The sequence below is a fragment of the Klebsiella sp. BIGb0399 genome, from assembly GCF_003752615.1.
Lineage (GTDB): Bacteria > Pseudomonadota > Gammaproteobacteria > Enterobacterales > Enterobacteriaceae > Klebsiella > Klebsiella lignicola.
Genome location: NZ_RKHT01000005.1, coordinates 1,155,819 through 1,175,354, shown reverse-complemented (window position 1 = coordinate 1,175,354; position 19,536 = coordinate 1,155,819). Strand labels below are relative to the sequence as shown.

At 57.3% G+C, this 19,536-nt stretch carries 20 protein-coding genes; 7 read left to right on the top strand and 13 right to left on the bottom strand.

Translation table 11 applies throughout. The features are described from left to right. Nucleotides 1–2 precede the first annotated feature (2 nt). From EDF82_RS05955 to EDF82_RS05945, 3 genes are read right to left on the bottom strand one after another with little or no spacing between them, the layout of a single operon-like run. Complete coding sequence (locus tag EDF82_RS05955) at nucleotides 3–818, bottom strand: transporter substrate-binding domain-containing protein (protein WP_123754646.1); 816 nt, start codon at nucleotides 816–818, stop codon at nucleotides 3–5. 20 nt (nucleotides 819–838) lie between these two features. Then, nucleotides 839–1,711, bottom strand: a complete 873-nt coding sequence (locus tag EDF82_RS05950) for a phytanoyl-CoA dioxygenase family protein (RefSeq protein ID WP_123754645.1) — start codon at nucleotides 1,709–1,711, stop codon at nucleotides 839–841. Nucleotides 1,712–1,735: 24 nt separating this feature from the next. Beyond that, nucleotides 1,736–3,256, bottom strand: coding sequence for an amino acid ABC transporter permease/ATP-binding protein (locus tag EDF82_RS05945; protein WP_123754644.1), 1,521 nt, complete (start codon nucleotides 3,254–3,256; stop codon nucleotides 1,736–1,738). Nucleotides 3,257–3,755: 499 nt separating this feature from the next. Here EDF82_RS05945 and EDF82_RS05940 point away from each other — a divergent pair, with 499 nt between their 5' ends. The 5 genes from EDF82_RS05940 to EDF82_RS05920 all read left to right on the top strand — a co-directional run bounded on the left by EDF82_RS05940 (nucleotide 3,756) and on the right by EDF82_RS05920 (nucleotide 10,080). Beyond that, nucleotides 3,756–4,670, top strand: coding sequence for a LysR substrate-binding domain-containing protein (locus EDF82_RS05940; RefSeq protein ID WP_123754643.1), 915 nt, complete (start codon nucleotides 3,756–3,758; stop codon nucleotides 4,668–4,670). A 201-nt stretch (nucleotides 4,671–4,871) separates the two neighbouring features. Further along, a complete protein-coding gene (locus tag EDF82_RS05935; protein WP_123754642.1) occupies nucleotides 4,872–5,696 on the top strand; it encodes a phytanoyl-CoA dioxygenase family protein in 825 nt (274 codons plus the stop codon). A 367-nt stretch (nucleotides 5,697–6,063) separates the two neighbouring features. Then, the gene (locus EDF82_RS05930; protein ID WP_123754641.1) at nucleotides 6,064–7,152 is read left to right on the top strand and encodes an ABC transporter substrate-binding protein; all 1,089 of its coding nucleotides are present in this window, start codon (nucleotides 6,064–6,066) and stop codon (nucleotides 7,150–7,152) included. Nucleotides 7,153–7,247: 95 nt separating this feature from the next. Then, nucleotides 7,248–9,017: an iron ABC transporter permease gene (locus EDF82_RS05925; protein WP_123755493.1), complete on the top strand. Its 1,770-nt coding sequence runs from the start codon at nucleotides 7,248–7,250 to the stop codon at nucleotides 9,015–9,017. Then, nucleotides 9,010–10,080, top strand: a complete 1,071-nt coding sequence (locus EDF82_RS05920) for an ABC transporter ATP-binding protein (RefSeq protein WP_123754640.1) — start codon at nucleotides 9,010–9,012, stop codon at nucleotides 10,078–10,080. Before EDF82_RS05925 ends, EDF82_RS05920 begins: the two co-directional genes overlap by 8 nt. A 74-nt stretch (nucleotides 10,081–10,154) precedes the next feature. Here EDF82_RS05920 and cspF read toward each other — a convergent pair whose 3' ends face one another. The 8 genes from cspF to EDF82_RS05885 form a co-directional block, all read right to left on the bottom strand. Further along, entirely contained in the window at nucleotides 10,155–10,367 is a 213-nt protein-coding gene (gene cspF, locus EDF82_RS05915) for a cold shock-like protein CspF (protein WP_123754639.1), read from the bottom strand. A 196-nt stretch (nucleotides 10,368–10,563) separates the two neighbouring features. Beyond that, nucleotides 10,564–10,734 carry a YnfU family zinc-binding protein gene (locus EDF82_RS25405; RefSeq protein ID WP_217426890.1) on the bottom strand — a complete coding sequence of 57 codons (171 nt, stop codon included), beginning with the start codon at nucleotides 10,732–10,734 and terminating at the stop codon, nucleotides 10,564–10,566. A gap of 167 nt (nucleotides 10,735–10,901) precedes the next feature. Beyond that, on the bottom strand, nucleotides 10,902–11,672 hold the full coding sequence (locus EDF82_RS05910; RefSeq protein WP_123754638.1) for a 3-hydroxybutyrate dehydrogenase: 771 nt from the start codon (nucleotides 11,670–11,672) through the stop codon (nucleotides 10,902–10,904). A gap of 36 nt (nucleotides 11,673–11,708) precedes the next feature. Next, nucleotides 11,709–13,103, bottom strand: coding sequence for a GntP family permease (locus tag EDF82_RS05905; protein ID WP_199733667.1), 1,395 nt, complete (start codon nucleotides 13,101–13,103; stop codon nucleotides 11,709–11,711). A 43-nt stretch (nucleotides 13,104–13,146) separates the two neighbouring features. Continuing rightward, nucleotides 13,147–14,070, bottom strand: a complete 924-nt coding sequence (locus EDF82_RS05900; RefSeq protein WP_123754636.1) for a 3-hydroxyacyl-CoA dehydrogenase family protein — start codon at nucleotides 14,068–14,070, stop codon at nucleotides 13,147–13,149. Between the two features lie 11 nt (nucleotides 14,071–14,081). Continuing rightward, nucleotides 14,082–15,263, bottom strand: a complete 1,182-nt coding sequence (locus tag EDF82_RS05895; protein ID WP_123754635.1) for an acetyl-CoA C-acetyltransferase — start codon at nucleotides 15,261–15,263, stop codon at nucleotides 14,082–14,084. A gap of 9 nt (nucleotides 15,264–15,272) precedes the next feature. Next, nucleotides 15,273–15,929 (bottom strand): CoA transferase subunit B, encoded by a 657-nt coding sequence (locus EDF82_RS05890; RefSeq protein WP_123754634.1) that lies wholly within the window; start codon nucleotides 15,927–15,929, stop codon nucleotides 15,273–15,275. Nucleotides 15,930–15,931: 2 nt separating this feature from the next. Then, nucleotides 15,932–16,639: a CoA transferase subunit A gene (locus EDF82_RS05885; protein WP_123754633.1), complete on the bottom strand. Its 708-nt coding sequence runs from the start codon at nucleotides 16,637–16,639 to the stop codon at nucleotides 15,932–15,934. A gap of 142 nt (nucleotides 16,640–16,781) precedes the next feature. Here EDF82_RS05885 and EDF82_RS05880 point away from each other — a divergent pair, with 142 nt between their 5' ends. Next, a complete protein-coding gene (locus EDF82_RS05880; protein ID WP_187042646.1) occupies nucleotides 16,782–17,675 on the top strand; it encodes a LysR family transcriptional regulator in 894 nt (297 codons plus the stop codon). Nucleotides 17,676–17,721: 46 nt separating this feature from the next. Here the strand turns inward: EDF82_RS05880 and EDF82_RS05875 are convergent, their stop codons facing one another. Continuing rightward, the gene (locus EDF82_RS05875) at nucleotides 17,722–17,862 is read right to left on the bottom strand and encodes a hypothetical protein (protein ID WP_004102786.1); all 141 of its coding nucleotides are present in this window, start codon (nucleotides 17,860–17,862) and stop codon (nucleotides 17,722–17,724) included. Nucleotides 17,863–18,166: 304 nt separating this feature from the next. Here EDF82_RS05875 and EDF82_RS05870 point away from each other — a divergent pair, with 304 nt between their 5' ends. Then, entirely contained in the window at nucleotides 18,167–19,075 is a 909-nt protein-coding gene (locus EDF82_RS05870; protein WP_123754631.1) for a DUF535 family protein, read from the top strand. A gap of 60 nt (nucleotides 19,076–19,135) precedes the next feature. Here the strand turns inward: EDF82_RS05870 and EDF82_RS05865 are convergent, their stop codons facing one another. Beyond that, on the bottom strand, nucleotides 19,136–19,519 hold the full coding sequence (locus tag EDF82_RS05865) for a VOC family protein (protein WP_123754630.1): 384 nt from the start codon (nucleotides 19,517–19,519) through the stop codon (nucleotides 19,136–19,138). Nucleotides 19,520–19,536: the final 17 nt, after the last annotated feature.

Sequence of the window (19,536 nt, the reverse complement as noted above, 5' to 3'; positions counted from 1 at the left end):
GGTTACTCCGCTTTCGGCATCAGGGTTTTCAGGTCTTCTTCGGTTGGCGGCTGGAAGTTATATTTTTTCAACAGCGCCGCGTACTCCGGCGTGGCGCTGAATTTTTTCAGCCCTTCCTCAAGCGCGGTTTTGACCTCGCTGTTGCCTTTTTTGACGCCAAAGCCGTTGAGCACCGGGTAAATTAAGGTGTCGGATGAGATAACAATCCGGTCCCCCAGTTTTTCGACAACCCCGCGGGCAACCGCCGCATCGGTGATCTGCGCCTCCACCGCCCGCGACAGCAGCGCCTGGGTGGTTTGCGGGTCGGTGCTGTACTCACTTAAGACGATCGGCTTGAGGCCTTTCTTCACGCAGTAGTCCGCCGACAGCTTTTGCAGCTGCGCCAGCCAGGAGGTAGCGCCCATTGAGCCGATTTTATGGCCGCAGAACTCTTCCGGGGTTTTCGGCTGATAGCTGGCCCCTTTGAGCGCCAGAATCGACTCGCCGCTTTTCAGGTACGGCACCATGTCGATGACCTTCAGGCGTTCGGCGGTGATGTACATCGACGAGTTGGTGATATCAAAGCGCCCGCCCTGCAGACCGGGGATCAGGTTCGGAAAACGGGTATCGGTATTGACCGCCTCGCGGCCGATGGTTTTGGCGAGGCCGGCGAGGAACTCAATATCAAACCCGGCTGGCTTGTTGTTTTCCATATATTCATACGGATAAAAGGTCATATCCGAACCGGCGGTAATCTTCCCCGGCTGCTGAAAGGCGAAGGTGCTGAACGAGGTCAGGGCGCCAGCGGTACACAGGAGCAGAGCATTCAATTTTTTCATAAAAACCTCCAGGGATGACATTACATGCTGGCAAGATCGTGGCCGGCCTGCTGCACAAAGAATGAGGCGCCGCGCGGTTTCTGCGGCAGACGAAGCTGGTTAGCGGCGCTGCGCACCATGCCGCTTTCCTCACCGGCGACCAGCTGCCCGGCGTGGGTGCTTGGCAGCGGGTTTTCACCGAACGGCAGAGCGTCTTCGGCGGCATACACGCTGATAAACAGAGTGCGCGGCAGGTCGGTTTCATTGGGGCTTGAAGCGTGAAGCAGGCGGGTATGCATAAAGCAGACTGAGCCTGACGGGCCAAAGCAGGCCTGCGGTTGCTGGCAGTGTTCGGCCACCACGTCATCGTCCACCGAACCGGTGAAACGTCCCGCCTGCCAGTGGGACCACAGCGGCCCTTTATGACTGCCCGGCACCACGTTGAGCGGGCCGTTTTCTGGCGTGACCTCGCTGACCATCAGCAGGGCGGTGATGATGTCGTCGTTGCTGTGCGGCGTGAACAGAAAATCCTGGTGCCATTTCACCTGGGTGGCGGTAAACGGCAGCTTCGAGTTGATTTTACTGTGATGAAACCGGGTGCCGCTGCCGCCGATCAGCTGGGCGGCAATCGTCGCCATTCGCGACTGTAGCGCCGCATGTTCAAAGGCGGCAGAAATCTCGGTCGGCGAACTCACCCGCCGCAGCGACGGGTGGTCGGCGCGATGATCCCCTTCGAGGTCAAAGCGCGGGCGGCCATCCAGAGTCGCGCCCCAGACCTCGGTGTGCTGGCGGCTTTCTGCGACCCAGCCGTCAAAATCCTGCTGTAATGCGCTGACTTCGTCGGGGGAGAGCACTCCCTCGACGACCAGAAAACCTTGCTGATGAAACTGTTCGATTTGCCACTGCGCGATCATAATTTTTCCTTCACAAACGGAGAGTTAAGCCAGGGAGACATCTTTGAGGAACGCATCCACGCGCGGGTGGTTGCCGTCGCGCATCGCCTGCGGCGTGTCATCGCAAACCACGCGTCCTTTTTCCATAAACACAATCCGGTCAGAGACTTTGAAGGCGAAGTTCATCTCATGGGTCACGATCACCATGGTGATGCCTTCATGGGCCAGCGATTCGATGACCTGGAGCACCTCATTGACCTTTTCCGGGTCCAGCGCCGAGGTAGGCTCATCGAACAGCATGATTTGCGGGCGCATCATCAGGGCGCGGGCAATGGCCACGCGCTGCTGCTGGCCGCCGGAGAGCTGGTGCGGATACTTCCACGCGTGCTCCAGCATGCCGACCTTATGCAGCAACTCGCAGGCGTACTGCTTGAGCTCGGCCTCGGATGCCAGCCGGTGATAGCGCGGCGCCAGCAGCAGGTTGCCGAGCACCGTCAGGTGCGGGAACAGATTAAAACTCTGGAACACCATGCCGATGTTGAGACGATACTGGGCATTTTCCATAAAGCGCGGCTTCTGCACCCCCTGACGTTCGAGGTGAATAAACGGCTGGCCGTTAATCTGAATCTCGCCGTTGTCGATCTGCTCGAGGCCGTTGAGCAGGCGGATCAGGGTGGTTTTCCCGGATCCGGAAGGACCGATCACCGAGACCACTTCGCCAGGCTGGACCTGCAGGCTGACGGCGCCGAGGACTTCGACATTGTTATAGGCTTTGTGCAGTTTTGAAGCCTGCAGCGCCGGATGGGCGTTATCGACGGTGCTGCGGGTCATCACCGGCCGGGCCTGGGTGGCCAGCTGTTGCATTTCGCTGTCGACCGGGCGCGTGACCTTGCGGCGGGTGACGTCGAGGTAGCTTTCCAGGCGTTTGAGTAAGAAGTCAAAGACGGTGACAATCAGCACGTAGTAGAACGCCACGGCCGCCATGGTTTCCATGACCAGGAAGTTCTGCGAATAAAGTCGCTGACCGACCATCAAAATCTCGGTCAGGGAGATAACCGAAACCAGCGAGCTGAGCTTGACGACGGCAATGTATTCGTTTGCCAGCGCCGGCAGGGCGACGCGCAGCGCCTGGGGAATAATCACCCGCCACTGGGTGCCGGCATAGCGTAACCCCAGCGCCCTGGCGGCTTCGCCCTGACCTTTGGGAATCGACAGCAGCCCGCCGCGATGGATCTCGGCGACGTAGGCGGCTTCACTCAGCACCATCGCCAGCAGGCCGGCCCAGAACGGGTCGTTGAGCACTATCGCCGTTGACGGCGCCGCCTGGGGCAGGTTGTAGACGAAGATCAGCAGGACCAGCAGCGGCAGGCTGCGAAACAGCCAGATGTACAGCCGGGCGGGGACATTAAACAGTTTGCGCGGCGACTGCTTGGCCAGGGCGAGTACAAAGCCCAGCACAATACTGCAACCCCAGGTCAGCAGACTTAATTTAATGACGGTCCAGGTGGCCTGCCAAAAATCTGCATCATTAAGCAGACTGAACATGTAGTTCCAGTTAAACGTCATGGGCTATTTCACTCGCCATAATTAACGGAGATAAATGGGATACCGCTGATCAAAAATGGGGCATCGCCAGGTGTTATCGTGCAATAACACTATGCTGGCACTCTTCGCTGCGAGGCAATTAGTAAATTTTTGGTCTTTAAGTTTAAAAAAACTATATAGGCAAATTAATATCAATAAATTTAAAGTAATGACTATGAAACAAGAACTAAACATTAAAAAAACAATTACAAATAGTCGTCAACGTAACTGGCCTTAACAGCGTTATTTGCGCAATTTCAGGGCGCAATAATGATTATTTTGGTGCAGGGTGATTCATGTTGGTGCAATAGAATATATTTTTCAATAACGGGCGAAGTTTCTGTCAGCCCTGGATGAAAATAGCTGGCCGTACAGGCGGGGAAATAAGCGCAAAGCCGTGAAGTGGCATGATGCTTGCTACTTGCTTATTAAGAAACTATGCCATTCCCGTGCGGGACAATATTTCATAAAGGGTGAGGCTATGACGCGATTCACGCTCAAACAACTTAAATACTTTGTTACTGTTGTAGAGACCGAAAGCATCGCGGAAGCGTCACGGCAGCTGCATATTGCCCAGCCGTCGATCTCCATTGCGATTAAAAACCTTGAAAGCACCTTCGAGCAGCAGCTGTTTATTCGCCACCATGCGCAAGGGGTTTCCTTAACCTCTTGCGGACGGCGCTTTTATGAGAAGGCGAAAGAGCTGCTGCGGCTTTCGTACGAGTTCGAGCAAAATTCCCGCGCCGATAAGGAACTGGTTTCCGGGACCATTTCCGTGGGCTGTTTTGAATCCGTCGCGCCGCTGTATATGCCGAAACTGGTGGCCGGGTTTAAAAAAATGTATCCCGATATCACTCTACAGCTGTATGACGGCGAGCAGCATGAGTTAATGCATGGCCTGCATCGCGGACGTTTCGACCTGGCGCTGGTGTACGATCTGGAGCTGGGGCATTCGGTTAATAAGGAGATGCTCAACGCGCCGCATAAACCGTATGCGCTGCTGCCTGCCAGCCATCCGCTGGCGCAGAAAAGTCGCGTCACCCTGCAAGAGCTCAGCCATGAGCCGATGATTCTGCTGGATGCGGTGCCGAGCAAAAACTATTTCATCACCATCTTTAAAGAGAAGGGCTATCACCCGGAAGTGGCATACAGTTCGCCGTCAATAGAAATGGTGCGCTGCATGGTGGGCCAGGGATTAGGATTTTCGGTATTAGTGACCCGGCCGTTGTGCGATATGACCTACGACGGAGAACGGCTGGTGCAGCTGGATATTGAAGATGAAATGCCGGCGTCGACCTTAATTATGGCGCACCTCGCGAATAATGAACCGACCCGACCCACACAGCTATTTATGGATTATTGCCGCAGCATCGAATTAACGCCGGCTTACCAGTAAATAAAGCACCTGCGGACACGACCGGGCGGTCGCTAATAGTCGCGTCACTCAGGCTCACAAATTTCTATTTAGCGACTCGTTTTATAATAATTTACCCGCGGCTGTTGATTAAATAACCTGAAAACGAACCCTGGCGGCGGAATACCCGGCGCGCCAGGCCTGTTTGCATTCACATCATTTATCAACAGAGGGTGGTTAGTTATGCAAAATCAGCGTGCTCCGCACATCAGTCCGCAGACCGTCGACAGCTATCAGCGCGACGGGGTGGTGTTGCTGAAAGGCGTATTTACGCCGTGGATTGAGAGCCTGGCCAATGGCGTGGCGGAACTGATGGCCAATCCCAGCGAATATGGCCATGCGCGAACGGTGGTGCCGAAAGATGGCTCGGCACCGTTTTTCCAGGATTATTGTAACTGGTCGCGGATCCCCGACTTTGAAGATTTTGTCCGCCAGTCGCCGGCGGCCGAAATTGCCGCCGCGCTGATGCAGTCGAAAACCGCTAAATTCTTCCATGAGCACACCCTGGTGAAGCAGCCCGGCGGCAGCACCGTCACGCCGTGGCATCACGATCAGCCTTATTACTGCGTGGAAGGGCAGCAGAACGTCAGTTTCTGGATCCCGCTGGACCCGGTGGCAGAGGCGATTTCGCTGCGCTGCATTCGCGGCTCCCACCTCTGGGGAGATGAGTTTAGCCCGACGCGTTTTAACGGCTCTAAGCTGTATAGCCATGGCCGGTTCAAAGAGCTGCCGGATATCGATGGGCATCAGGATGACTACGATATTGTCAGCTGGGCGCTGGAACCGGGAGATGCGGTGGCCTTCCATTACCGCACGGTGCACGGTGCCAGCGGCAATCATACCCAGCGCGCGCGGCGGGTGTTCTCCGCCCGTTGGGTCGGCGATGACGCTACTTTTGTCGATCGCGGCGGGGTGACTTCACCGCCGTTCCCGGAACTGACCCTGCAAGATGGCGAGGCGCTGGTCTCACCGCTGTTTCCGCAGGTCTGGCCGCGCGCTGTCGCGTAACCTGTGCGATGGGTTCGACACACCGTCGAACCCTGTTTTACAGCGATAATGCCATTTAAGTTGCACAATAGATTTTTTCTCAACCGTATTTATGGTGCTTAACCTATTACGCAGTTAATAATGTTCATTGATTAGCGTTATTTGATTTCCATTTATTTTATGAGATAGCGCGTTTGCCTGCTTAATGTTGTCTTAATATTTGTCCCCTTCCTGCAGTGCCGCGAACGTCTGCCAATGCGGCTGTCTGATATTTAATTCCGCCAGCGTCACAAAAGCCGGAAAAAAACAAACCCTGCCATTGCAACCCTCAGCATGAGCGCTATAAGTTAATTTTACGTTAATTAAATGATAATAAAGGGTTGGATCTATGCATAGGAAAATGAGCGGCTTAGTGGTTTCACTGACAGCAGTCTTCTCCTGTTCTGTTCTGGCAGCATTACCTCAGGGTTACCCGGCAGATTATCAAAAAGTGATTAATGCCGCGCTGGAAGAGGGCAAAGTGGTTATCTATTCCACGACGGATATTAAAGCCTCGGGGCCGTTAATAAACGGGTTTGAGACCCAGTACCCCGGGGTAAGAGTGGAATATAACGATATGAACAGCACCGAGCTTTATAACCGCTTTATCAGCGAACTGGCCGCCGGTGGCGGCAGCGGTGATGTGGTCTGGAGCTCCTCGATGGACACGGCGCTGAAGCTGGCGACCGAGTATGCCGTGCCTTACGCCTCGCAGGAGCTGGACAAGCTGCCGAAGTGGGCGGTGTGGCAACAAAAAGCCTACGGAACCACCTACGAGCCGGTGGTCTTTATCTATAACAAGCGCCTGATCCCGCAAAATGAGGTCCCGGATTCACATACCGCGCTGGCGAAGCTGGTCGCCGCTCAGGCCGATAAGTTCAAAGGCAAAGTCACCACTTACGATATCGAAAAGTCCGGGCTGGGCTTCATGCTGGCGGTGCAGGACAGCAAAGCGGACGCTAATTATTTCGGCGATCTGGCCGGGATGGCGAAAGGTGGCCTGACCGTGCAATCTTCCACCGGCACGATGATGGAAAGAGTCTCCTCGGGGGAAAACCTGCTGGGCTATAACATTCTCGGCTCCTATGCCGAAGCGCGGGCCAAAACGGACCCGTCATTAGGTATTTCGTATCCGAAAGATTATGTGCTGGTGTTATCGCGGGTCTCTTTTATTTCTCAGGAGGCCAAACATCCTAATGCCGCCAAATTGTGGTTCGATTATGTGCTGTCGAAACAAGGGCAAAGCATTCTGGCTAATCAGGCCGATATTCCTTCGATTCGCAACGATATTGACGGGGAAAATGATATCGACGGGATGACCAAAATGCTGGGTAATGCGCTGAAACCGATTCCGGTCGATGAATCATTGCTGGAATATCTGGAACCGAAAAGCCGTCTGGAATTTATCAAACAATGGCGTAGCGCCGCCGCAAAATAATGTCCTGGCAGGCTGTGTGATTTGCCATGCAGCCTTTTTCGTGCCTGCGCTTTGCCCGTCTGGTTATGCAGTGCACCGGCTTAAAGGGATGGTATATGAATGTATCAGGCAGAAAGTTGCAGGGACTGCCGCGCGGCATCGTCGTCCTCATTACCGCATTAGTGATTTATGTCCCGCTGTTATTTATCGTGGTGCAAAGTTTTCTGTCGGCACCTTTTTTTGCCCGCTCGAAAGAAATCAGTCTGGAAGCCTTCGCGTTTATTTTTAGCGATCCCGATTTTTATCTCGCGCTGAAGTCTGGTTTTATTCTGGCGTTTGGCCTGGTGGCGATTGCTATCCCGCTCGGAGGGATCCTCGCATTTTTGATGGTGCGAACCGACTTACCCGGTCGGCGGTTTATTGAGCCGCTGATCCTGGTCCCGGTGTTTGTCTCGCCGATGGTGCTGGCCTTTGGCTATGTGGTGGCGGTGGGGCCGGTGGGCTTTCTCTCGCAATGGACCGGGCAGCTACTGGGATTTGTGCCGTGGAACATCTACTCGATGTTCAGCATCGTGGTGATTGCCGGGCTGACTCACGTTCCACATGCCTATCTGTATATCTCTTCGGCATTGCGTAGCGTCGGCTCGGACGTCGAGGAAGCGGCGCGCACCGTCGGGGCATCGCCGCTGCAGATTATGACGTCGGTGAGCCTGCCCATGGTGCGCCCGTCAATTCTGTACGCCTGCGTGCTGTTGTTTTTCCTCGGTCTCGAAGTGTTCGGCCTGATGCTGGTGTTAGGTGACCCGGAAGGCAATATGGTACTGGCTACCTACCTCTATAAGCTGACCAATAAACTCGGCACGCCGTCCTATCACTTGATGGCGGCGGTGGCGGTGGTACTTATCTGCATCACCATTCCGCTGGTGATGCTGCAGCGCCGCCTGATGCGCACCGCCAATCGCTTCGTCACCATGAAAGGCAAAGCCTCGCAGGCGCGGGCGCTGCCGCTGGGGAAATGGCGCTGGGTTGCCGGTGCGGTGGTGGTCTTGTGGCTGACGGTGACGATTGGCGTGCCGCTGCTGGGGGTGGCGCTGCGGGCGTTTATCTCCAACTGGGGCATCGGGGTGTCGATTTGGGACCAGCTCTCGCTGACCACCTTCCACAATATCTGGCAACAGCCGAATCTGCTGCGGGCCATTGTCAACTCGATGGCGATCGGGGTGTTTGGCGGGGCGCTGGCGGTGGTGTGCTACCTGTTTGTCGGTATTGCAATGCACCGCAAAGCAGATAATGTCACACGTTTTCTCGACTACAGCGTGCTGGTTCCACGGGCGGTGCCGGGCCTGCTGGCGGGGCTGGCGTTTTTGTGGGTGTTCTTGTTCCTGCCGATGTGGCTGGATCAGTCGCTTAAGAATGGCTGGCTGTCGGCGCTGCCGGTGGCCGACTGGTTGCGCGAGCACCTGATTGTCCAGCTCCGGGCGCTGCGCAATACCATCTTCAGCGTCTGGCTGGCCTACACCGTGGTGTGGATGGCCTACGGCCTGCGTCTGATCTCTTCCACCCTGCTACAGGTCGCGCCGGAGCTTGAAGAGGCCGCCCGCAGCACCGGCGCGTCGCGTGGCCAGGTTACCCGCCACGTCACGGTGCCGCTGTCGCGCTATGGCTTGATTGGCTCCTGGCTGCTGATGTTCCTGATTTTTGAGCGCGAGTATTCCACCGGCGTCTATCTGCTATCGCCGGGCACGGAGACCATCGGTTCGATGCTGGTGTCGCTCTGGGCGGCCGGGGCTATCGATATTGTCGCCGCGCTCTCGTTTATCAATATTCTGCTGGTGGTGGTTGGACTGGGGATCGCCCTGCGGTTTGGAGTGAAATTACATGATTGAATTATCGGTAGAAAACCTGCATCTGACCTATGGCGACAACCCGGTGTTGAAAGGGGTGTCGATGGATCTGAAACGCGGAGAAGTGGTGTCGTTGCTGGGGCCATCCGGCAGCGGGAAAACCACTTTGCTGCGCGCCGTTGCCGGGCTGGAGAAACCCTCCGGCGGGCGCATTACCATCGGCAAACATCAGGTTTATGACGGCAATCCGCGCAGCGAGATCCCGGCGGAGGAGCGCAACCTTGGGCTGGTGTTTCAGTCCTACGCCTTGTGGCCACACAAAACGGTGTTTGAAAATGTCGCTTACCCGTTGCGGCTGCGTAAGGTGGCTGCTGGTGAAATTAAGCAACGGGTGCAGGCGGTGCTCGATCAATTAGGACTGGGGCACCTTGGCGCCCGACACCCGCATCAACTGTCGGGCGGGCAGCAGCAGCGCGTCGCTATTGGCCGGGCGCTGGTCTACAACCCGCCGGTCATCTTGCTTGATGAACCGCTGTCAAACCTTGATGCCAAACTGCGCGAAGAGGCCAGGGTGTTTTTGCGCGAGCTGATTATCACGCTGGGGCTATCGGCGCTGATGGTCACCCACGATCAGAACGAAGCGATGGCGATTTCTGACCGCATCCTGCTGCTGAATAATGGCGTGATTGAGCAACAGGGAACGCCGCAGGAGATGTACAGCACGCCGGCCACGCTGTTCGCCGCCGAATTTATGGGTAGCAACAACCGCCTGCACGGGAAGATAACCGCGCTGGTTGACGGGCGGGCGCGGATCGAGGGGGCGAGCTGGGCGCTGTGGGGGATGGCGGGCGACCGGGTCAGCGTCGGGCAGGAAGCGACGGCGGTGATCCGCGTCGAGCGTCTGCAACTGGGCTCCACGCCGCAGGACAATATGCTGGAGCTACCGCTATTAACCAGCATGTACCTGGGGGACCGCTGGGAATATCTGTTCCGCACTCAAGGGGACGATTTTGCGATTCGCGCCTACGGCAACGCGCTTCGCGATGCGCAACATTGCCACCTGTCTTTCCCGGCCCATGACCTGTGGATTTTCCCCAAATCATAGCGCCGGTGCGGTTTCCCGGGCGGCGGCAATCGTTGATGCCGTCACCCGCGCGCGATGTCAAGGCAGGGAGCAGATTATGAAAGATAGACGTTGGCTGCCGTAGGGCCGCGCAAGCCGTTCACTCGACGAAATTCAACGCGAATACCTGGAGTAATTATTTCTGATTCGCCTGGGGATAATGCTGAAATATGGACCTGAACGTCTTTACGACCATCGGAGGGAATTATAAGGCCTTTGCCGGTTTTATTATCAAACGCTTTGACAATGCCTGTCATTTTTTGGAACAAATAAAATCCTTGTGAAAATAAATACCGGCATATTATACATTAAATAAACGATAAAGCCATCTGTTTTATTTTTCACCGACGCAGGTTTCTATTTGTCCACAAAAGTAACAACCGATTGCACCAGGCATTCAAGGTGATCAGATAACTCTAATCAAAATTGGATTTCGTGGAACAATCAGCGTCTGGTATCTGACAATTAAGCAGCGGTTTTCGCTGTGTTCTGGAAGAGTTTGTGGCAGTAAGGGCAGATGAGCTGGGAGCCTTTTTGTACTCGGCTGAAGCTGTGTTCGGAATCTTTTGAGCAATGTGGGCAGGTGCATTTTACAAGGTAATTACGGCGGGTTTTGTTATCTTTTCGATCTGACATATGATTTCCTTCCTGATTTAATGGCCTGAAACCATACATCATTATCGAATGAATAGCTCGGAATGATTGTGTATCGGCAAAAATAAGCCATGGCCGGGTCTGCAAGGGTAGCCGCAGTTTATCGCTCAGAAGGCGCCAGACGCCCCCTCCTGAGCGACCACGATGGTTTATTGCGCGACCCAACCGCCGTCCATGTTCCACGCCGCGCCGCGTACCTGTGCGGCACCGTCGCTGCAGAGAAACAGCGCCAGCTCCCCTAACTGTTCCGGGGTGACAAACTCACCGGACGGCTGTTTTTCCGCCAGCAGCTGTTCACGGGCCTGCTCGGGTTCCGCGCCTTCGCTGATGCGCTTGTCTATCTGCTGCTGCACCAGCGGCGTTAATACCCAGCCGGGGCAAATTGCGTTACAGGTCACGCCGGTTCTGGCGGTTTCCAGCGCCAGGGTTTTGGTCAGTCCTACGACGCCGTGCTTGGCGGCGACGTAGGCCGACTTATCCTTCGAGGCCACCAGCCCGTGCACCGAAGCAATATTGATAATGCGCCCCCAGTTACGCGCCCGCATGCCGGGCAGGGCCAGGCGGCTGGTGTGGAAGACGCTGGAGAGATTGATCGCAATAATATCGTTCCATTTCTCGACGGCGAAACTCTCCACCGGCGAGACATGTTGGATCCCGGCGTTATTGACCACGATATCGACGCCGCCGAATTCGGCGTTAGCGTAGGCCATCATGGCTTCAATCTGCTGCACATCGCGCAAGTCGGCATCGTGGTAGCCCGGCGTTTTGCCCATCTGAGCCACCGCCGCCCGCGCGGCGGCGCTGTCGCCAAAGCCGTTAAGGACCAGCTGCGCGCCGGCTTTGGCCAGCACGGTGGCGATCCCTAAACCGATGCCGCTCGTTGAGCCGGTGACCAGCGCCACTTTTCCGTTCAGATTCATCATATTTTCCTTAGTGATTCGGTTAAACCGTGCCCGTCAGACAATACCGGTTAAATAGAAGACGGCGATAACGAACAGCACCGCCAGACTTTTAATCAGGGTGATGGCAAAAATACCGCCGTAGGCCTGACGATGGCTGAGGCCGGTGATCGCCAGCAGCGTGATCACCGCGCCGTTATGCGGCAGCGTGTCCATTCCGCCGCTGGCCATCGACGCCACGCGGTGCAGCACCTCCAGCGGAATATCGGCGGCGTGGGCTGCGGCGATAAAGGTCTCCGACATCGCCGCCAGCGCGATGCTCATCCCGCCGGAGGCGGAACCGGTGATCCCCGCCAGCACCGTTACGCTAATCGCTTCATTGAGCAGCGGGTTGGGAATGGCGGTGAGCGCTTTGGACAACACCAGAAACCCCGGCAAGGCGGCGATTACCGCACCAAAACCATACTCCGATGCAGTGTTCATCGCCGCGAGGATCGCCCCGCTGACGGCGGTCCGGCTGCCTTCCGCCAGACGGCCGCGAATGTTGCGAAAACCGAACACCAGCACCATCAGGATGCCAGAAATCAGCGCCGCTTCCACGGCCCAGATCGCCGTGATTTTGCCCACTTCCGTCACGATGGGTTTCGCCAGCCCCGGCAGAACCAGCTCGTGGCTGGTGCCGTACCACCGCGGGATCCAGCGGGTAAACAGCAGGTTCAGCACCCCAACCAGCAGCAGAGGGGCAATGGCAATCAGCGGATGGGGCAGGTTGATGTTATCCGGCGTATCCGGCTCATTTTGCAGATCCGTGCCGTAACCTTCGCCTTTAGCCTGCGCTTTGCGACGCTGACGCTCCAGCCACAACAGGCCAAAGGTGATGATAAACAGCGAACCGATAAGCCCGAGCCAGGGGGCGGCCCAGGCGTTGGTGCCGAAGAAGCTGGTGGGGATAATGTTCTGGATCTGCGGGGTACCCGGCAGGGCATCCATGGTGAAGGAGAAGGCCCCCAGCGCCACGGTGGCCGGGATCAGCCGTTTGGGAATGCCGCTCTGGCGGAACAGCTCGGCGGCAAACGGGTACACCGCAAAGGCCACCACAAACAGCGAGACGCCGCCGTAGGTCAGCAGGGCGCAGACCAGTACGATCACCGGAATGGCGTGGCGGCGGCCGAGAATGCGAATCGCCGCGGCGACGATGGAGCGCGAGAAACCCGACAGCTCAATCAGCTTGCCGAACACCGCCCCCAGCAGGAACACCGGGAAGTACAGTTTGACGAAGCCGACCATCTTTTCCATAAACAGGCCGGTAAAGGTCGGGCCAACCGCGCCGGGGTCGGTGAGCAGCACCGCGCCGAGGGCGGCGATAGGGGCAAACAGGATAACGCTGTATCCGCGATAGGCTGCCAGCATCAGTAATGCCAGCGCGGCCAGGGCAATCAAAACACTCATCACGACACCTCACTCTCATTGTTATTGTTGGGTACAGTTCGCGAAGTTACGGTTTCAGGGCATAGCGCAGCAGGTGTTCCCGGCGCGACTGGATGCGGGCCGTCCGGGCGTTATCCCAGCGGTAAAAGCCTTGCCCGCTGCGGGCGCCGGTATCGCCCCGGGCGACCTTCTCCGCCACCAGATCCATCATTTGTGTCCCGCTCGCCAGCTCCGGCAGCAGGTGTTGACAGATATCCTGGACCGTCGCCAGCCCGGTCATATCTGCCGCTTCCAGCGGGCCGACCATTGCGTAACGGCGGCCGAGAGAGGCCCGCATAACCCGGTCAACCACCTCCGGCGAGGCGATGCCGCTGTGGACGATATGCAGCGCCTCACGCAGCAGGGCAAACTGCAGGCGGTTGCCGACAAAGCCCGGCGCCGCGCGGTTGAGCACCACGGCTTCGAGAGCGGTGGTGGTGAAAAAGTCGCTGACCAGCGTCGGCAGTTCCGCCCGGGTGGCGCTCCCGGGCACCACTTCCACGAGCGGAATAAAGTGCGGCGGATGCCAGAAGTGGGCGATCAGCAGGCGATCCGGATGAGTCATGCCTTCGGCGAGACGGTCCGGCGGCAGGCCGCTGGTGTTGCTGGCGATGATGGCGTCAGCGGCGATCAACGTTTCCAGCTGTGCGTACAAGGCATGCTTCAGCGGCAGCCGTTCGGGGATCGCCTCGATCAACAGCGTGCACTCCGCCAGCTCGCCGAGATGGCGGGTGCCGATCAGCCGCGCCAGCACCGCGGGTTGCGCGGCGATGTCGAACTGTCCGCTGTCATGCAGTTCATGCAGAATGGCCGCGGCCACGGCGGGGACTTCGGCAAGGCGTGCCGGGTCGGTGTCGTAAAGTCGTACCCGATGGCCGTGGCGTGCAAAGTGGCAGGCGATGCCGATCCCCATGAGACCGGCACCCAGTACCGCCAGCGTTGGTTTATACATAATGACTCCTGTTAACGTGCAATCGTCATGGCGATACCCTGACCGCCGCCGACGCACAGTGTGGCAAGCCCTTTACTGGCGCGGCGACGCTGCATTTCATGCAGCAGGGTGACGAGGATCCGGCAGCCGGAGGCGCCGATAGGATGGCCCAGGGCAATAGCGCCGCCGTTGACGTTGACCTTGCTGCTCTCCCAGCCGAGGGACTGGCCCACCGCCAGCGCCTGAACGGCAAAGGCTTCATTGGCCTCAATCAGCTCCACCTCATCCAGTTGCCAGCCGGCCCGTGCCAGCGCCATCTCGCAGGCGCTGACCGGCCCAATGCCCATCACCGCCGGATCGACCCCCGCCACGGCGGCGCTGACGATGCGGCCCAGCACCGGTAGCCCGAGCTCACGGGCCTTATCGGCGCTCATCAGGAGCACCGCCGCCGCGCCATCGTTTAATGACGAGGCGTTGCCGGCGGTGACGGAACCGGTGTGCTGGCGAAATGCCGGGCGGAGCTGCGCCAGCTGCGCCGGAGTGGTGTCCGGGCGCGGCTGCTCATCGCGGCTAATGGTCTGCGGCGGCTGTTTACCCTGTTTGACGGTGACCGGAACGATCTCGTCGTCAAAGCGGCCCGCTTCGGTTGCCGCCGCCGCTTTCTGCTGGGAATGGGCGGCAAAGGCATCCTGCTGCTGGCGGTCGATGGAATAGCGGTCGGCCAGATTCTCCGCCGTCATCCCCATGTGGTAGTCATTGAAGGCATCCCACAGTCCGTCCTGAATCATGCTGTCCTGCATGCTGCTATGGCCTACCCGCAGCCCCGCCCGGGCGCCGTCAATCAGATAGGGTGCATTGCTCATGCTCTCCTGGCCGCCGGCGATCACCACCTGCGCGTCGCCGCTGCGGATCGCCTGCACCGCCTGCTGTACCGCCTTCAGACCGGAACCGCACACCAGATTGACCGTGACCGCCGGACAGCTGACCGGCAGACCGGCGCGTAATGCCGTCTGACGCGCCGGGTTTTGCCCGCAGCCGGCGGTCAGGACCTGGCCGAAAATCAGTTCATCGACTTCCTCGGCCGGCAACGCGCAGCGGGCCAGCAGGCTACGGACCACCTCGGCGCCCAGATCAACGGCGGAAAGGGTTGAGAAGACACCGCGAAAACTGCCTATGGGCGTGCGGACGGCGCCGACTATCACGACTTCGTTCATTAGGTTTCCTCAGTTAAAACGCATTTCGCAGACGTCGTCCGGCACGATCAGCCGGCCGGCCGTTTTGCTGGCAATCTCGTCGGGAGAGACGCCGGGGGCGTATTCGCGCAGCACGAAAGCGCCGTCGCGTATCTCCAGCAGGGCGAGGTCGGTCAGCACCCGGCGGATGCAGCCGACGCCGGTGAGCGGCAGGGTGCATTGCGCCAGCAGTTTCGATTCGCCGCTTTTCGAGGCGTGGGTCATCACCACGATGATGTTCTGCGCGCCGGCCACCAGATCCATCGCGCCGCCCATGCCTTTCACCATTTTTCCGGGGATCATCCACGAGGCGATATTGCCCGCCACGTCGACTTCGAAGGCCCCGAGGACGGTCAGGTCAACATGGCCGCCACGGATCATGGCGAAGGAGTGCGCGGAGTCGAAAATCGCCGCGCCGGTGCGGGCGGTCACCGTCTGTTTCCCGGCGTTGATCATGTCCGCGTCGAGTTGCGCTTCATCGGGAAAGCCGCCCATGCCGAGCAGACCATTTTCGGACTGCAGCATCACGTCTATGCCCGCCGGAATATAGTTGGCTACCAGCGTCGGGATCCCGATGCCGAGGTTGACGTAGTCGCCATCGCGCAGCTCTCTGGCGACGCGCATGGCCATTTGTTCGCGAGTCAGCATGATTAGCGGCTCCCTGTGCGCAGCGTGCGCTGCTCAATACGCTTTTCGAACTGACCGACAATCAGCCGGTCGACATAGATGCCGGGGGTGTGTATCGCGGAAGGGGTGAGTTCACCGGGAGGCACGATCTCTTCAACCTCGACCACCGTAATCCGACCGGCGGTGGCCATCAGCGGGTTAAAGTTTTGTGCCGTATGGCGATAGATAACGTTGCCGTACCAGTCGGCTTTCCAGCCTTTGACCAGCGCGAAATCACCGGTAATCGCCTCTTCAAGGATGTAGTGTTTGCCGGCAAACTCGCGGACTTCTTTGCCCTCAGCCACCGGCGTGCCGTAGCCGGTGGCGGTATAAAAACCGGGGATCCCCGCGCCGCCGGCGCGGATTTTCTCCGCCAGCGTACCTTGCGGCGTAAGCTCGACCTGCAGTTCGCCGCTGAGCGCCTGCTGTTCAAACAGGGCGTTTTCGCCAACGTAGGAGGCGACAACCTTGCGTACCTGGCGGCTCTCCAGCAGGATGCCGAGGCCAAAACCGTCGACGCCGCAGTTGTTGGAGACCACCGTCAGCCCCTGCACGTTCCGGCGCTGTACTTCGGCAATCAAATTTTCCGGGATACCGCACAGGCCAAAACCGCCGGCCAGCACCGTCATTCCATCCGTTAACCCTTCCAGCGCCGCTGCGTAGCTGGCGACGCGCTTATCCAGTCCTGCCATGATTCACCTCTGCTGGCTTGCGATGGGGCTATCATTGGGGGCGCGGACTGATTTGATAATTTTGAATTTGTGACCCACTCATTTGGTTTTCTTATTAATTTATTGTTAACTAAATTTTTTCAATCAGTTAACAGGATGAAAAATGAGAATGAGTGTCAAACAGTTACGCGCGTTTTTAGCGGTAGCTCACACTCTGAATTTTGCCCATGCCAGCGAGCGACTGAATCTTTCGCAGCCGGCGCTGAGTTTGACCATCAAGGGGCTGGAGGAGGTACTCGGCGGGGCTTTACTGCAGCGCAGCACCCGCAAAGTGACCTTGACCCAGGAGGGGGAGATCTTCTTACCGATGGCCCGCCAGCTGCTGGCAGACTGGGACAATGCCGAGGAGGCGATGCGCCAGAGCTTTACGTTGCAGCGTGGCAAAATCTCGGTGGCGGCGATGCCCTCCTTTGCGGCCAACGTGCTGCCTGAGGTGTTGAAAACCTTCCGCGACCGCTATGCCGGTATCAACGTGACGGTGCATGATGTGATTAACGAACAGGTGATTGAGATGGTCCGCGAGGGGCGGGTGGAGATGGGGATCGCCTTCGAACCGGCGCCGACCAATAATTTACTGTTTACCCCGCTCGGGGTTGACCGGTTTATCGCCATCGTGCCGAAAACCTCGCCGCTCGCCAGCAAGCATCGTCTCTGCTGGCGCGAGCTGCTGAGCCTCGATTTTATTACCCTGCAGCGGCCTTCTGCGGTTCGCCTGATGCTGGAAGAGGAGCTGGCGCGCAGCGGGCGTAAGCTGGATGTGGCGCTGGAAAGTCACCAACTGGTAACGGTGGGCAGAATGGTGGCCAGCGGCCTCGGTGGCAGTGCCGTTCCGGCATTATGTCAGTCACAGATGCAGGCGCTGGGAGCGGTGTGTCTGCCGCTCGACAATCCGCAGATCGAGAAGTGCGTTGGGGTGATTCACGCCGGGCATATGCAGCTGTCAAAAGCGGCGCAGGCGCTGCTGGAGACGCTGAAAGGGGCGTTTTCGCCGGGCTGAGTCGGCTGAGGTCAAAAAAAACCGGCGCAGCGCGCCGGTTCAGAAATCAGATTTTGCAGGCGTCGCCGCAATCATCATCGGCAACAATCGCCTGGGCTTTTTTGTCGGCGTCTTCGAGGCGTTCGGCATTACGCTCTTGCGCTTCTTCCAGACCGCTGAATACCAGGTTGTCGAGATCAATTTCCATGAGTTACCTACTTTGCTTCTGTTTTGACTGTCGACAGATTATAGAGCAAAACCCGGAAGGGATGAACCCTGCGCCAGCGCCTACCGCACATAGCGATAATGCGCGGCCCCGATTGTCCGGTCACTCGCGCGCTGAGATCCTCACTAATAAGTATTGACGAGGGACTGGGTTTAATTATACAGCGCAGAAAAGATTGCTTCGCTACATATTAAATGAAACGACAACGAGTTGGTGATTCACCGTTGACTTGAGCTGGTTATGATATTATGCCCGAGATTATGGTTGATTCTATGGTTCTTCAATAATGACTCAAACAACAATAGTTGCCATCAAAGAATGGCGAAAAAATAATAAGTTAATCTGTCACATTAAACTCGAATATAAAAAGGTCTTACGTAAATGCAGAGAAATATCGCTGCCAGGAGGGAAATATAAAGAATACCAGGCGTTGTGTGAACAATATGCCTGCGCCCGTTTAACCGCTGCCACCGAAGGACTGGTGAGTTTTCAGGATAAGCCGTTCAAAGCCTATCTCAATAAAACCCTGTCCAAAAGAAGTAAGCTGGAGATTGCCCACGGTTCTTTGATTTTTATGGAGAAAACCTTCAGCAAGGCGGCGCTGGCGAAGCTGTATAACGTCCGCGAATTTGGCCTGACGCTGGCGGAGATCCCGCTAAAAGACGGCGCGCAGATCACGGTAAATCTTCTGGCATCGCCTTTTCAGGAAGAGGGCGAGCTGATGCTGTTAATGCTGCAGGGCGAACAACGTCTCTACAGTATCTGTTTTTCCTGTACGGCAGATGGTCGGGCTTATATTGGCGGTATTCAGGGCGGGAAGGATATTTCCTCTGAAGAGATCAAGCTATTGACCAAAGCATTGCATGGTACCCGGCCGAAAAATTTAATTATCTCTTTGCTGTATGGTTTTTTACAGCATAGCGATATTAATGCGCTGTATGCGGTCGATTCCGATTTCCACGTGAAAAGCGAGCAGGTAAAAACCAGCTATGCGGCACTGTGGCTGGAAGTCGGCGGGGAAAAACATCGTCGCGGTTGGTATAAATTACCGGCGCAGGAGGTCAGGAAAAATATCGCCGAGGTGAAAAGTAAGCACCGCAGCCAGTTTATCAAACGCGAGGGTTTGAAAGAGCTGGCGCAGCTGGAGATGCTGACCACCCTGCGGCAGATCGGCGGGTATCAGCCCACCAGTTAACCTGCCGTTAACAGATTACCGGGCCAGCAGGGGGCTGTCGGCCCGGTATCTTCCACTAAATCACGCCACAATTTCAATCAGGTTTCCATCCGGGTCTTTGATGACCGCTTCGTAATAGCCATCTCCGGTAGTGCGTGGAGGGGAGACCAGAATGCCCTCGGCCTGCGCCTGTGCCGCCAGCGCATCAACCTGCTGCGCGCCGCCGACCGAAATGGCCAGATGTACCCAGCCGGTGTGGTTATTATCCGTCGCGCCCGGCTGTAATCCTGGTTTACTCATCAGTTCAATGGCGATGTCGTCGCCGATCTTCACAAAGTAAGACTCAAAGCCGGGGTTGGTCTGGCTGCAATATTTCTCGTTAATCTGGCCGTTAAAGAACCCGGTCCAGAAACGGGCCTGTTGCTCAAGCTGGTGGGTCCATAAGGCGATGTGGGCGACTTTCATGGTAGCTCTCCTGAGAA